Source organism: Reichenbachiella sp., from assembly GCF_039969095.1.
Lineage (GTDB): Bacteria > Bacteroidota > Bacteroidia > Cytophagales > Cyclobacteriaceae > Reichenbachiella.
The window spans coordinates 232,697-246,412 of the sequence record NZ_JBDVOL010000011.1 but is presented as its reverse complement, the minus strand read 5'-3'; the positions used below and the strand labels follow the sequence as shown (position 1 = coordinate 246,412).

11 protein-coding genes and 2 tRNA genes are annotated in these 13,716 nt (G+C 37.9%); 6 read left to right on the top strand and 7 right to left on the bottom strand.

Going from position 1 to position 13,716, the window contains the following annotated elements; genetic code table 11:
* Positions 1 to 6 precede the first annotated feature (6 nt).
* Positions 7 to 474 (bottom strand): CBS domain-containing protein, encoded by a 468-nt coding sequence (locus ABJH98_RS09610; RefSeq protein ID WP_348307450.1) that lies wholly within the window; start codon positions 472 to 474, stop codon positions 7 to 9.
* A gap of 209 nt (positions 475 to 683) precedes the next feature.
* A complete protein-coding gene (locus tag ABJH98_RS09605) occupies positions 684 to 3,089 on the bottom strand; it encodes an FtsX-like permease family protein (protein WP_348307449.1) in 2,406 nt (801 codons plus the stop codon).
* A 109-nt stretch (positions 3,090 to 3,198) separates the two neighbouring features.
* Between ABJH98_RS09605 and ABJH98_RS09600 the strand changes: the two genes are divergently transcribed.
* Positions 3,199 to 3,645, top strand: coding sequence for a nuclear transport factor 2 family protein (locus ABJH98_RS09600; protein WP_348307448.1), 447 nt, complete (start codon positions 3,199 to 3,201; stop codon positions 3,643 to 3,645).
* Between the two features lie 93 nt (positions 3,646 to 3,738).
* Here ABJH98_RS09600 and ABJH98_RS09595 read toward each other — a convergent pair whose 3' ends face one another.
* The gene (locus tag ABJH98_RS09595; protein ID WP_348307447.1) at positions 3,739 to 5,394 is read right to left on the bottom strand and encodes a M1 family metallopeptidase; all 1,656 of its coding nucleotides are present in this window, start codon (positions 5,392 to 5,394) and stop codon (positions 3,739 to 3,741) included.
* Positions 5,395 to 5,614: 220 nt separating this feature from the next.
* Between ABJH98_RS09595 and ABJH98_RS09590 the strand changes: the two genes are divergently transcribed.
* On the top strand, positions 5,615 to 6,409 hold the full coding sequence (locus ABJH98_RS09590; protein WP_348307446.1) for an alpha/beta hydrolase: 795 nt from the start codon (positions 5,615 to 5,617) through the stop codon (positions 6,407 to 6,409).
* A gap of 82 nt (positions 6,410 to 6,491) precedes the next feature.
* Here ABJH98_RS09590 and ABJH98_RS09585 read toward each other — a convergent pair whose 3' ends face one another.
* Positions 6,492 to 7,076: a hypothetical protein gene (locus tag ABJH98_RS09585; RefSeq protein WP_348307445.1), complete on the bottom strand. Its 585-nt coding sequence runs from the start codon at positions 7,074 to 7,076 to the stop codon at positions 6,492 to 6,494.
* 112 nt (positions 7,077 to 7,188) lie between these two features.
* Between ABJH98_RS09585 and ABJH98_RS09580 the strand changes: the two genes are divergently transcribed.
* Together ABJH98_RS09580 and ABJH98_RS09575 are read left to right on the top strand one after the other, a co-directional pair.
* Positions 7,189 to 7,380, top strand: a complete 192-nt coding sequence (locus ABJH98_RS09580; RefSeq protein WP_348307444.1) for a cold shock domain-containing protein — start codon at positions 7,189 to 7,191, stop codon at positions 7,378 to 7,380.
* A gap of 118 nt (positions 7,381 to 7,498) precedes the next feature.
* Positions 7,499 to 9,190 carry a HAMP domain-containing sensor histidine kinase gene (locus tag ABJH98_RS09575; RefSeq protein ID WP_348307443.1) on the top strand — a complete coding sequence of 564 codons (1,692 nt, stop codon included), beginning with the start codon at positions 7,499 to 7,501 and terminating at the stop codon, positions 9,188 to 9,190.
* 84 nt (positions 9,191 to 9,274) lie between these two features.
* Here the strand turns inward: ABJH98_RS09575 and ABJH98_RS09570 are convergent.
* Both ABJH98_RS09570 and ABJH98_RS09565 read right to left on the bottom strand, forming a co-directional pair.
* Positions 9,275 to 9,347, bottom strand: a tRNA-Lys gene (locus ABJH98_RS09570).
* A gap of 58 nt (positions 9,348 to 9,405) precedes the next feature.
* Positions 9,406 to 9,478, bottom strand: a tRNA-Lys gene (locus ABJH98_RS09565).
* 75 nt (positions 9,479 to 9,553) lie between these two features.
* Between ABJH98_RS09565 and ABJH98_RS09560 the strand changes: the two genes are divergently transcribed.
* Positions 9,554 to 10,300, top strand: coding sequence for an SH3 domain-containing protein (locus ABJH98_RS09560; RefSeq protein ID WP_348307442.1), 747 nt, complete (start codon positions 9,554 to 9,556; stop codon positions 10,298 to 10,300).
* Here the strand turns inward: ABJH98_RS09560 and ABJH98_RS09555 are convergent.
* On the bottom strand, positions 10,293 to 11,114 hold the full coding sequence (locus ABJH98_RS09555) for an SDR family oxidoreductase (RefSeq protein WP_348307441.1): 822 nt from the start codon (positions 11,112 to 11,114) through the stop codon (positions 10,293 to 10,295). The two genes, ABJH98_RS09560 and ABJH98_RS09555, sit on opposite strands and share 8 nt — an antisense overlap.
* Positions 11,115 to 11,238: 124 nt before the next feature.
* Here ABJH98_RS09555 and ABJH98_RS09550 point away from each other — a divergent pair, with 124 nt between their 5' ends.
* Positions 11,239 to 13,716, top strand: coding sequence for a DUF5686 and carboxypeptidase regulatory-like domain-containing protein (locus ABJH98_RS09550; protein ID WP_348307440.1), 2,478 nt, complete (start codon positions 11,239 to 11,241; stop codon positions 13,714 to 13,716).

Below are 13,716 nucleotides of genomic sequence, written 5' to 3'. Positions count from 1 at the left end.
AATTGGCTAGTGCCAGTTCTCGCTTTTTATGTTTTTGACAGCTCGCATGATATCTTTCTGGCTGATTTGTCCAACCAATTTACCAGTCTCATCCAATACTGGAAATCTTCTGATTTTCTTTTCTAAGAACATATTCGCCGCTTCGAAAATGTTTGTTCCAGGTTTAATGGTAATCACATTTTTGGCCATGTGATCCCTAACTTTTCCATCCATGATTGGATGGTTGTGGTATTTTCCTTTGACCACTTCTTTCAAACAATCTCCTTCTGAAATCACACCACAAAGTTCCTTTTGATCATTGACAACTGGTGCACCTGAAATACGATTTTTAAGCAATTGATCTACTACTTCCATCATCGATTGATCTGGGTGAAAAGTAATGAGTCGGGTGGACATATAATCACTAACTGAAACTGGAAGAGATTCTACTGAAGTATCTTTTTCTATTTGTGCTCCTTTATAATTTTTGACCATGCTAGTAGTGTTTTGGTTGATACAAAAGTTACTCAATTTCACCGTCAATAGCAATACAGCGCTAGGAAGCAAGGCATAAAAAAAACGAAGTCATCCGATCATTAGGGAGATTTGTAAATGATCAAATGAGCTTCGTTATCACCAAGATTCTTGCAATGAGTTCGTTGAACCAATTGCAATTCATTATTAACTATTAACTAATCGTATTTTTATTCATCTCTCAATACTTCAGAAGGGTTGGAAATAATCACCTTGTAGAAATTGCTTAAGACGGTAATAGAGGAAATGACAATGGCCAGCGTACCAGCCAATATATAGGGCCAGAAGCCAATATTGATTCGATAAGCAAAGTCATCCAACCAGCCTTCTATAAAGTAGTAGCTGATTGGGATAGCAGATGTGAATGCGATGACTATCAGAATAAATTGTTCCTTGTAACCAACATAAAATAATTTCAGAAAGTTGGCTCCTAAAACTTTTCTAATTCCGATTTCTTTCATTTTTTGCTGAGCGATAAAAGAGGCCAAAGCGAATAACCCTAAACAGGCAATGATGACTGTAAGAATTGCAAATGTGCCCAAGATAGAACCCATATTGTTTTCCTCTTGATAGAGTTTCTTCAATTCATCATCTAACATTTTGTACGTGAATGGCACGTTGTTTACATTCTTTTTCCATACTTCTTCCAAATGAGCCAATGTTGCTTTATCCGTGTTATTCAATCGAATAGCAATGTGTCTTGTAAAGAAATTACCATTGTTGTTTTGTCGATTTCGTCTGACATCGAGTGCAAAAGGGCCGATAGGAGAATGCAGTGATTTGTAATTAAAATCCTCCACTACACCGATGATTTTTTCATTGCCTCCTCTCGACACCATTCTTTGACCTATGGCGTCTTCAGGATTAGCATAGCCTAATGTCTTGGCTAAAGTTTTATTTACAATCATAGACATGGAGTCTTCCCGAGCGTATTTGACCGAGTAGTCTCGGCCGGCGATGATTTCCATTCCCAATGATGAAACAAACTCTTCATCCACCACCAGAGCAGGGTAGTAGTTCCAAACACCAGCCGCCATACCTTCATGGTTGAATTCGTGGTTGTTGTTGTTTACGGCTAGAATGTCACTCATAACCGTTACATTTTCTACTGCTACATTGCTCATGAGTTGCGTTCTGAAAGCATCATAGGTTTGACCTATTCTAGTATTGGCTACATCCAGTACCATGATTTTATCTGCATCAAATCCATAGTCTTTGTTGTTCATCATGGCCAGCTGATTATAAGTCACATAAGTGAAAATAATGAGCACGATGGCAATCGTGAATTGAGCTATAACTAATACTTTTCTTAATACTTTTCCACTGCCTTGAGAGATCATTTTTCCTTTGAAGACGACTAACGGATCGAATGAAGAAATAAAGAAGGCAGGGTAAACACCTGATAGAAAGCCAATCAGAAAAACAATGCCAGTCATGATCGAAAGCATCTTGAGATTGAATAATTCTCCAACTCCAATTTCCAAAGAAGGCTCTAGGTAAGAAATGGATACAAATGAGATAACCAGAGCTATGAGGTAGGAGATAAAGGCAATGATAATTGACTCCGCTAAAAACTGGATGATCAGTTGGCTTTTAGTAGCACCAGTTACTTTTCGAACTCCTATTTCTTTTCCTCGCAAAAGAGAGTAAGAAGTGGAGAGGTTTACAAAATTTACCATAGCAATAATCAGCAAGAAGATTGCACAAGAAGCAAAAATGTACACGTATTTGATGTCGCTATTCGGTGCCATTTCAAATTCCAAGTGAGATTTCAAATGCACATCTTCTATTGGTATTAAGTAATGAGAAGTGCCATCTTTAGACCTAGGATCGTAGTACTTCTCAATGAATTCTGGAAACTTGGCTTCAAAGTTTTTTGCGGATACATTTTCTTTAAGTGTGATGTAAGTCCATGCCGGATTCCAAACCCAGTTTTGTTGTAAGAATGGAAAAGGATCGACGGTAGCAAACGAATGTAAGATGTTAGTTTTGATGTGAGAGACAGAGTTTTGTCTGTATACACCTGTGACTTCGAATGGGTTTTGAAAACCTACTCGGGTAATTTTCTTACCGATTGGGTTTTCTTCTCCCCAGTATTTTTTTGCAATGGATTCGGATACCACTGTTTTCCACGGTGCATCCAGAACGGTCTCTTTATTGCCTTGAACCAATTCAAAATCCATCATATCAAAGACAGACGAGTCCGTGAAGTAGACATATTTCTCATTGTAGAGTTCTTGATTCTCGAGTTGAATGGTGACGATAGGATTCTGGAAATCGAAAAACCTTACCATGTATTCGATATCGTCAGGGAAGTCCTTGAGTAGAAATTTGCCCGTATTTGGGGGGCAGCTGGCGGAGTTCTCTGTGAAATTATCACTTTTGATGATTTCTGCTACCCTGTACATTCGATCCGTATTGGGATGTCCGGTGTCGTAGCTGAGCTCTTTCTTAATGTAAAGCGTAATGAAAATAAAAGCGGAAAGGCTAATAGCCAACCCAAGAATATTGATGGATGAAATGAGCTTGTTCTTGGCAAGGCTTCTAAGTGTTACTTTGATATAGTCCGTTAGCATGAGTATTGAGTTTTTTGATTAACTGCTATTACGGAGATGTGGTTGTGCTGTTTATAGTTTTACATGAATGGTGATTTTTAGTGACCCAAAAACCATTTACCTTAGTCCAATGAACAATTCACCGTTAACCCAATGGCACCTGATGCTTGAAAGTAAAGATTTGAGTCAGTTAGATCAACTGATTGATGAGAAATGTATCTTTCATTCTCCAATAGTTTTCAAGCCACAAGAAGGCAAACGATTAACAGTTATGTATCTAACGGCGGCCTTTCAAATGTTTAGTCAAGCTGATTATTTCAAATACATCAAAGAGATTGTTCAGGATCGAAATGCCATGTTGGAATTCAATGCGGCGATAGATGGAATACTGATAGACGGCATTGATCTCATTACTTGGAACGAGTCTGGTAGAATCACCGAATTCAAAGTGATGGTGCGTCCATTAAAAGCCATTGATTTAATAAAAGAAAAAATGCTTGCACAACTTTCTAGCCTGAGCACGATCGATAAATTAAAGCTCAAAGGAGGTGTTCTTTGGGATAAATTGAAGCCTTAATCACTTACTTCGCGGATCAATTCCGAGATCTGTTTGAAAGCACAGCCGTTGTTTTGGAAACGGGTGCTGCAACAGGTGCAGTACGTACTTAAATTACGACCCCATCACATTCAAAACCGAAACGTAAAAATTGGGATCTACTACAAGTGAGGTAGTATTTTTCATCTCAACCTCTTGCCATTTCGTTTTGGGTTCCAGCCATTTTTCCTGACCATCGATAGTCACTTTGATTGGCAAATCAAATCCATCAACGACACCTGACCATCTATAGTTGATTTTGTCTTCCTTGATGACATATTCGAAAACAGGTAGACTGCTGTTTCTCAAGTACTGATCAAAAACGAATTGAAAATTTTGTCCTGCTTGTTCACTGATATATTCCTCTATCTGTTGAGTGGTCACTGTTTGGTGATAAAAGGTCTCATTCAATCCTCTCAGTATGCCTCGCCATTTGCCATCATCGTTGATAGCTTGTCTCAATGTATGCAAAACATTTGCACCTTTTGAGTACACATTTCCATGCCCCGCTGAATTTACATCATAGTCACCGATCATAGGTGCAATATTTCCTATTCCGGCTCGCAACCCTCTGATATATTCTGCACCGGCTTCTTTACCAAAGAAGTACTCTGTGTAGAGGCCTTCGGAATAACAGGTGAAACTTTCATGAATCCACATGTCGGCCATGTCTTCGTAGGTGATGTTATTGGCAAACCATTCGTGGCCAGTTTCATGAGTGATGATATAATCCCATTTCATTCCCCAACCAGTACGTGAAAGGTCATAGCCTCTATATCCATATTGATATCCGTTTCCGTAAGTCACAGAGCTTTGATGTTCCATACCTAAGTAAGGGGCTTCTACTAACTTGTAGCCATCATCGTAGAATGGGTAGGGTCCAAACCAATGTTCTAAAGCTTCTATGGTTTTAGGCGCTAGCTTAAAGTGTTTTTTGGCTTTTTTGAGATTGTCTTTGAGTACATAATAATCCATGTCCAATGGGCCTTTTTCTCCATCGTAAGTTTCATTAAAATGTACATAATCTCCAATGTTGATATTTACTCCATAGTTGTTGATCGGATTGTTCACGAACCAATGATAGGTGTTAGTGCCGTCTTTGTTTTCATCTACACCTCTGGGTCTTCCATTGGATACGTTCATCAAATGTTTTGGAACCGTAATGCTCATAAGCATACTGTCTACCTCATCGTACATATGATCTTTACACGGCCACCACAAACTGGCACCTATGCCCTGACAAGAAGAGGCCACAAAGTCAATTCCGTTATCATCTTTAGCCCAAGTAATGCCACCATCCCAAGGCGCATTTTTCGCCTCTATCGGCGTTCCTTCATAAGAGAGCATTAGAGTGTTTACTTCACCTATGGATTGTTTGTCTTTTAATGAAATGAAATGTGCTGGACCTTCTTTAGTGAATTCAAGATTTTGCCCATTTTGCATGGCACTGGTGAGCATCATGGGTGTTTGTAAGTCGATTTGAATGACCTGATTTTCGGATAACACCTTATAGTCGACTTGATTGGTTCCTTTGATCGTTTTTGTCGTTGGGTCTACACTAATGTTTAAATGATAATAAGTCAAATCCCACCAAGCTCTTTCTGGCGTTATAGAGCCTCTGAGGCTATCCAGCCTTGTGTATGGTGTGTCTTGTGAGATTTCCATTTTTGAAGATTGTAAAATCGCGAATGAAGACAAAGTAATGAAGACAATGACAGCTGCTCTTTTCATATAGTGGGGGTAGTTGTTTATGTAAAATTAGATAGAATAATATAGCCTCATGAAATAAGTCAGGCTAATGATTTCTATTTGCTTTATTTCAGTTTGGATGGCCGATTAATTGGATAATTGGTTTCGATAATTACCCTCACTCCATCATTAATTTTGATAACTTTGGATTCAATTGTATTTAACCTTAACCAGACCTCAGGTCATAAAGTAACCTTTACATATGCCTTCAATTAATATCAACGGTGCAGAAATTTATTATGAAGTACATGGGATAGACCCAGAAACCATTGTCTTCAGTCATGGCCTATTGATGAGTGGAAAGATGTTTAAAGCGCAGGTAGATTACTTCAAGGCACGTTATAAATGTGTGATTTACGATCACAGAGGGCAAGGAAGAAGCCAAGTCACAGAAGAAGGATATGATATAGAGAGTTTGACTTCAGATGCGATTGGCTTAATCAAAGAATTGAATCTAGGGCCTTGTCATATGGTGGGGCTTTCGATGGGCGGTTTTGTTACCATGCGATTAGCCGCTCGTCACAGAGAATTGCTCAAGTCTATCATTTTGATAGAAACCTCTGCAGACGTTGAACCAAATAAATTCAAGTACAATGTGTTGAATACGATAGTGAAATTGTTTGGTGTCAAAGCAGTGGTGAATAAAGTCATGCCTATTATGTTTGGCCAAACGTTCTTGAATGACCCAAATCGCCAAGATGAAGTGGATTTTTGGAGAGGGGAGATATTGAACAATCAAAAGACGATAACCAAATCAGTAACTGGTGTAATTCAAAGAGATTCTGTGAGCAAAGAACTGGGCAAAGTATCAGTGCCGACTCTGGTGATTGCTGGTGATGAAGATGTGGCTACTACGTTAGAAAAAGCCAGAAATATTAAGCTCAAAATTCCTCAAGCCCACTTGGCAGTAATCAAACGAGCAGGACACTCCTCTACCATAGAAGAACCCCGACAAGTTATCGAGGCCATAGAAGTTTTTCTAAACGGTGTTCATTGATTGCACATTCGAAACCATCCTGATTTCTCTGTTTCGACATACCGTCATACGTTCGAGATAACAAGAAAGGAAGTGAAAATTCTCACTTCCCAGGAGGCGTTATCATAATGTGAGCTGCATGAGTTCCAGGAAACATCAACCAAGGTCCGCCAGGTACCATTGGCTTTAAAGGTAATCCACTGGTCTCTTGAGTAGCCCAAGGAGTATAGACCACATATCTCAAATTGGCATTTTCCACTAATTTGGTCTCAGGGTTATAGAAGGCCTCTTTTCCATAAAGTACATGGAGTGTAGCTGGTTTTTCGGGCATCTTAAGTTGGCCTGATTTGGCTTCTTCTTCACGGATGTCTGAGACTTCTTTTCTGGATTTTCCTTCAGCTTTTAGTTCACGCCCTCTTGCCATAAAGTCTGCCAAACTTGAATGGTAGCAGGCCGCATTGAATCCATCTTTGTTGGGGTCATCTGCAAGACAAACCAATTGATTAGTTCCCTTTTTGAGCTCTATTAGTTTCCCTTCGGGATTATATCCTAGTACGGTCGCATCTGCCCGCTGTTCCTCTGGGCCAGCTTGAATGGCAGCCGTAATTTGATCTTCTGCAGATGGAATTTGTGCGGAGACATGGTAGCATAAAATTAGAATAATTGATAGTGATGTTAGTGTTTTCATGATGGGAATCGCTGTTTAGTTACCTGAAATGTATATAAAAATAATTTGTCATTTTTTTGTATTATCATATAACCTACATACTTTACAGTATAATTTATTCTAATATAGTACAATGAAACAAGGTAAAATTAAGTTCTTCAACGAGTCTAAAGGATATGGGTTTGTTGTTGATGATGAAGATTCAAAAGAGTATTTCCTTCACATTTCTGGTTTGATCGATCAGGTGAAAGAAGGTGATGCGGTGACGTTTGATTTAAAAGAAGGTAAAAAAGGCTTGAATGCGGTTGACGTAAAACTAGCTTAAATTATATCTCATTTTTATTAAAGGTATTGAGTCCCGATTTTATCGGGACTTTTTTTGTAATGAATGTTTGGTGCTTTCAGGGATCTTTTTATAAAACCTGAATTTGTAAATTTGATGAATGCGAAAATTTGTTCATGACTATAAAGAATGGATATGGTCTGTAGTAATTATGACTATGGGCTTGATTACTGTATATTTAATAGTTAAAAAACAGGAGAATAATTATTATAAAGAGCGTCAATCAAGGTTGCATTATACCCATGAAAGGGCACTGAATCAACTTTCTACATCAGTTGAAAATTTTGCTACTTTGGTGTCTGGTATGCAGGCATATGCAAATTTATCTAGAGATTTTCCTACTGCGCAAGAAATGCAACGTTTCGTTATAGGCCAATTGGATCAGACCCATGCTGGTGATTCAATTATAGTCTCTTTCATTGATTCGACTCACAATTTTGTCTATTCATTTTCAAGAGAAATAATGGACCCATTTAATCTTACAGGACGTTCGGTGCGAGAGTTTCGGGATGATGCTGAAATTGCCAGATTGGAGTTGGTCATGAAAACAGATAGTGTTAAGCTGATGTATCCACTCAACTTGGTTGAGGGCTGGGTAGGAATACCAATTGATTTTAGAGTCCATCGGAATGGACAAACATTAGGCTATATGGCAGCATTAATTAATTTCAAAAGCATTATCCAAAACATTTATGATGATGAAGTAACTAAAGAATTTGTATTTCATTTTTCCACGGACCATGGATTTGATTTTGATCGGGAATCTTATCATGATGGTTCTAAAATTTACAACAATCAAGTGGATAAAGAATACTATAAAAATTTTAGAGTAAACAGCAATGACTTTGTTTACTCTAAAATTGAATTTTATGGTAGGGAATTTAAAATTGGAACAAGCTACAAAAATGAAATAGAATCTTACGCTAGTAGTAATTTGCTCTATCTATTTTATCTAGTAGTCGTCTTATTTTTAATACTTATGACCTGGCAAATCACCAGATTTAGAATAATGGCTTCTATCATAAGAAGGAAGAACAAACTGTTAACTTTTCATCAGCAAGAAATCTCAACTAAAAATGATAAATTAAATCAGCTCAATGAAACAAAGGATAGATTTTTTGCCATAATAGGTCATGATGTACGTGGGCCATTAAATGCTATACAGGGATTGTTGAATGTTTTAAAATCTGAAAAATTAGAGGATACTTCATTAAACCGTCTTTTTTACAGCTTGGAGCAATCGGTTCAAAATACTGTTAACCTACTAAATAATTTGCTGAAATGGGCAACTTCGCAAACTGGCGAAATAGAGTTTATTCCTACTCAATTCAGTCTAAATGGATTAATAAAGGAAATCATTGATACACTCAGTGAACAGGCATCCTTAAAATACATAACAATTAAAAACGAGTCTAAATCTGAGTTATCATTATTTGCTGATGGAAATATGATAGAAACAGTGATAAGAAATTTAGTTTCAAATGCAATTAAGTTCTCAAACAATGGAGGGGAAATAGTGATCAGTGCTGTGTGTGAGAATGACAATGCCATAATATCGATTCACGATAATGGGGTGGGGATGTCAGAAAAACAAGTGAATAGATTATTTGAGATCAATAGACAATTGAGCACTCGTGGAACTTCAGGGGAAATGGGGTCTGGCTTAGGTTTAATTTTGGCCAAAGAATTTATAGCAAAGCATCATGGAAAGATAGAAGTAGAAAGTGAACTAAATATGGGAACGGTTTTTAGATTGATACTACCACTAAATTTCCAAAAAGTATCAGTTTGATTTAGTCGTAAATTTTTGAAGTTACTCCTTTGCTTCAAAGGATTAAACAAAAAAAACCGCCACATTTTGTGTGACGGTTTTAAGTGACTGGTCTGGGGCTCGAACCCAGGACCCACGCCTTAAAAGGGCGTTGCTCTACCAGCTGAGCTAACCAGTCGTTGGCCTAACTAAAGGCAATAAAAAACTCGGCTGGTACCGAGATTTCTATTTGAATGTGATTCGTCTGGGGCTCGAACCCAGGACCCACGCCTTAAAAGGGCGTTGCTCTACCAGCTGAGCTAACGAATCAAATTTTTTTCGCAGTTGAAAGTTTCATTTTTATTGAGCCTTCCCTTATTTTGCGGTTGCAAATGTAGGCACGAGATGAGTAAAAAACAAAACAATATCTTCAATTTTATTACAATACTTTTGGTCGGCTTTATGGCTACTTCTTTTTCCTCCTTTGGAGGAGATATGAAGCAACAATTAGCCGAAGCAGATTCACTTTTTAAGCTTCAAAAATATACGGAGTCTTTCGAACTTTATGAGCAGTTGTTGAATGATAAAAATGAGGCGTCACCACAAATGCTTATGAAAATGGCTTATATCAAGGAAGGTCTAGGGGATTATAGTCAGGCACTGCTTTACCTGAATAAATATTATTTGCAGACTTCCGACAAACGTGCGCAAAACAAGATGGAAGAGCTGGCTACAGAAAATGATCTGAACGGCTATGCACTTTCAGATACTACATTTATTAAAGGACTGGTGAATAAGTACTATGTGGAGTTTAATATTCTTCTTTTTAGTGTTATACTATTTCTTTTTGGGATTGTCCTTTATCGTAAATTCAAATCTGGCTCGAATGCAACTCCTTATGCCATATCAGCGGTCGTTATATTGCTGCTGTTTTTGTGGGTAACTAATTTTGAGTTGAGTGAACCACGTGGCATTATTATAGAAAATCATGCCTATCTCATGACTGGGCCGTCTGCTGGTGCAGATTTAGTGGAAGTAGTCAAAAAAGGTCACCGCCTTAAAATTATAGAAGAAGATGGAATTTGGATTAAAGTTGATTGGAATGGCCAGGAAGCTTATGTTCGATCTAAAATGATCAAACGGGTCAGCTAGTTTTTTCTTTTAAAGGTGAATCTGCTTCTTTAGCCAATACATTGTACACAATTTTATCCATAAGTCTGGGTACGAAGTGATTTAAGAAATTCAACCACCAACATAAGGGTGTCAGGATGAAATTTCTGGTCTTTTTTTGATGGCCTTTATAAATCTTTAGTGCTACTTCCTCAGCGGTCATCATTTTGCTTTCATCTTTAGGGGATTCTCCTTGAATATCTCCGTGCGCAGTCAATGCGGAATTTCTAATATTAGTTCCAGTATATCCAGGACTGGCAACAAGTACATGTACCCCACGATACAGCAGCTCAGTACGTAAGGCCTCAAAGAAGCCAACCATAGCAAATTTGGATGATGAATAGGCCGTTCGAGCTGGAGTGCCTCTGTGTCCATTTATGGATGAAATACCAATGATAGTTCCTTTGGACTCTAATAAATGCGGTAGGGCATACTTTACGTAGTTTACAGTGCCCATGAAATTGATATCCATCACCTCTTTGAAGACTTTCAAGTCCAAATCTTCAAACATAGCGCGCATAGAAACTCCAGCGTTACAGATGAGCACATCTATAGAGCCAAATTTATTGATGCTTTGTTCGACTACTTCTTTAGCACCAGATTCACTTGCGGTATCAGCCTGTATTCCCAATATGGTGTAATCTGAGGATTCGAAAGATTGTACTACCGCATCAAGTTTTTTTTGATCACGACCAGTGATTACAATGTTGTATCCTTTGGAAGCATAGAGTTCTGCACAAGCTTTACCTATGCCGGAAGTTCCTCCTGTGATTATTGCGGTTTGTGTTTTGGGCATTTATAATTATTTCTGCTCGAATTTAACAAGTCTTGAGGTAATACTCGTTTTTGGGATAAATTGTTTCCAGCTTTGATTTCTTTATTAATTTGTACTTGAATTCGCTTTATTGGACAGCTCCTTCATGCGTCTATATTTAAAAAATGTATTTGTTGGTTTATTACTGATTACGCTATCGTTTCAAGCGATGGCAACAGAACTTTTCGGTACTGTAACTGATCAAAAAGGCGAACCCTTGCCTTATGCTACTTTGTACATTTTGAATACTACAAAAGGCACCACCACTAACATAGAAGGGCGGTATAGTCTAGATCTTCCGCCTGGCAACTACGAATTGATTTACCAATACGTCGGATACAAAAAGCAACAAATTCCACTTAAAGTAGATAATAGACGAATTCTTTTGAATGTGGTACTAGAGCCAGAAGTATTGCAATTAGAAGAGGTGGTAGTAATAGCAGGTGGCGAGGATCCGGCTTATGCCGTGATTAGAGAAGCCATAGCCAAGAGAAAGTATCACTTAGAAGAGGTGCAGGCCTACAAGTGTAAAGTGTATATCAAAGGCATGCAAACCTTAGATGAGAAACCAGATCAAATCTTAGGAGTCAATATAGCACTTGATACTGGTATAGTCTATCTGTCAGAATCTGTGTCTGAGTTGAGTGTGGCTCGGCCAGATCAGATAAAGGAGGTCATGATATCCTCAAAAGTGAGTGGGAGCAATTCCGCCTTTAGCTATAACCAAGGATCTCAAATGCTCATCTCTTTTTATGACAATCTCATGACATTTCCAGGTTTATCCGAGAGGGGTTTTGTTTCGCCTATTGCGAATAATGCTTTGATGTTTTATGACTATAAACTGGAAGGTACCTTTATGGAAAGTGGTATGTTGATCAACAAAATCAAAGTCATTCCAAAAAGGAAAAATGACCCGGTATTCGAGGGATTTATTTACATCATAGAAGATTCATGGCGACTGCACAGCATAGACCTGAAATTGACCAAAGATCACCAAGTTGAATTCATAGACGAAGTAAACATTAATCAGGTGTTTGCACCAGTACAGGACGATATTTGGATGCTTTTCTCCCAACAGTTCACTTATTACCTCAATGTCTTGGGCTTTAGGGGAAATGGAAACTTTGTGGGTATACATTCGGATTATGAAATTCAGCCTAAAAAACATGGAAATGGTGGCGATGAGGCCGATTCTCCATTATTTCCAGATGGTTATTTTGATAATGAAATTCTTAAAATTGAAAAAGAGGCCAATCTGAGAGATGCCTCTTACTGGGAAGAAGTGAGACCCATTCCACTTACTCGAATTGAAAAAATAGATTATTTCTGGAAAGATAGTCTGGAAGTTTTAATGAATTCAAAACCATATAAGGATTCTATAGATAAGGCGGTAAATAAATTCAATATAGAAAATCTTTTTGTTGGCGGGTATTTTTACCAAAAGTCTTACAGAGAACAATATTTTAAATTTCAGCCCATTTATGATCTGATCCAATACAATACGGTAGAAGGGGCGCTAGTCAATTTCAAAACCATTTATACGCAAGAGAAGGAGGGGATTTGGAAATATCAGATTACTCCGACTTTACGCTATGGGTTTTCGAGTGAAGACTTCTATTATAAGGCTAAATTTTCCTATCAGTTTGATCCAATTAAAAGAACCAGAGCCTTTATTGAAGCTGGTAAATTTGTTTCTCAGTTTAATGAATACGTACCCATTACACCTTTGATTAACTCATTCGAAACACTAGTCAATCGAAGAAATCACATGAAGTTGTATGAAAAGTCATTTGTCAAGTTGTACTATTCGAGCGAAGTGGTCAATGGACTCAGATTGAAATCAACACTTGAATACGGCAGAAGAAATGAACTTTATAATACCACTGATTATTCATTTTTCTATGAAAATGATCGTGCGTTCACGCCGAACGCGCCAGGGAATGCTGAGATAGATGATACCTCGTTCGGTTCAAGTGATGCATTAGTATTTACCACCAGTTTGTTTATCAAAATAGGGCAGAAGTATATTACTCGACCCGACATGAAGTACAATTTGGACAGTGATTACCCTTCTTTTTTTGTGCATTATAAAAAGGGAATTCCAGTGTTGGGGTCAGATGTCGATTTTGATGAAGTGGTGATGAGAGTTTATCAAGAGTTGCAATACGGACTCTTAGGAAGTGGTAACTACACCATTTGGGCTGGGACTTTTCTAAATGACAAAAAAATGACTTTCGCTGATTTCAAACATCATGCAGGTAATCAATCTGTTTTTGCCAAATTTGATAATGACAATTATCAGCTTCTGGACTACTATCAATTCAGTACGAGTAAATCATGGATTGGCGTACATGTAGACCATCATTTCAATGGATTTATTTTAAACAAGTTCCCTTTAATCAGAAAAACCAAGGCTCAGGTGGTTGCATCTGTTAACTATCTTCATTCTGATGCTACACAACATTATTTCGAGTATGGAATTGGGTTAGAACACTTGTTCAAAGTTCTGAGAGTTGACTTTTATGGAGCCGTTCAAAACGGGTCCAATTATGGAAATGGATTCAGAGTAGGTCTTGGATTCTAA

What these genes read in the sequence shown, in the direction of transcription:
- ABJH98_RS09575 (WP_348307443.1), top strand. Translation starts at nt 7,499, where the DNA reads ATGCGAAAATTTGTTCATGACTATAAAGAATGGATATGGTCTGTAGTA.
- ABJH98_RS09550 (WP_348307440.1), top strand. Translation starts at nt 11,239, where the DNA reads ATGCGTCTATATTTAAAAAATGTATTTGTTGGTTTATTACTGATTACG.
- ABJH98_RS09560 (WP_348307442.1), top strand. Translation starts at nt 9,554, where the DNA reads ATGAGTAAAAAACAAAACAATATCTTCAATTTTATTACAATACTTTTG.
- ABJH98_RS09585 (WP_348307445.1), bottom strand. Translation starts at nt 7,076, where the DNA reads ATGAAAACACTAACATCACTATCAATTATTCTAATTTTATGCTACCAT.
- ABJH98_RS09595 (WP_348307447.1), bottom strand. Translation starts at nt 5,394, where the DNA reads ATGAAAAGAGCAGCTGTCATTGTCTTCATTACTTTGTCTTCATTCGCG.
- ABJH98_RS09600 (WP_348307448.1), top strand. Translation starts at nt 3,199, where the DNA reads ATGAACAATTCACCGTTAACCCAATGGCACCTGATGCTTGAAAGTAAA.
- ABJH98_RS09580 (WP_348307444.1), top strand. Translation starts at nt 7,189, where the DNA reads ATGAAACAAGGTAAAATTAAGTTCTTCAACGAGTCTAAAGGATATGGG.
- ABJH98_RS09555 (WP_348307441.1), bottom strand. Translation starts at nt 11,114, where the DNA reads ATGCCCAAAACACAAACCGCAATAATCACAGGAGGAACTTCCGGCATA.
- ABJH98_RS09605 (WP_348307449.1), bottom strand. Translation starts at nt 3,089, where the DNA reads ATGCTAACGGACTATATCAAAGTAACACTTAGAAGCCTTGCCAAGAAC.
- ABJH98_RS09610 (WP_348307450.1), bottom strand. Translation starts at nt 474, where the DNA reads ATGGTCAAAAATTATAAAGGAGCACAAATAGAAAAAGATACTTCAGTA.
- ABJH98_RS09590 (WP_348307446.1), top strand. Translation starts at nt 5,615, where the DNA reads ATGCCTTCAATTAATATCAACGGTGCAGAAATTTATTATGAAGTACAT.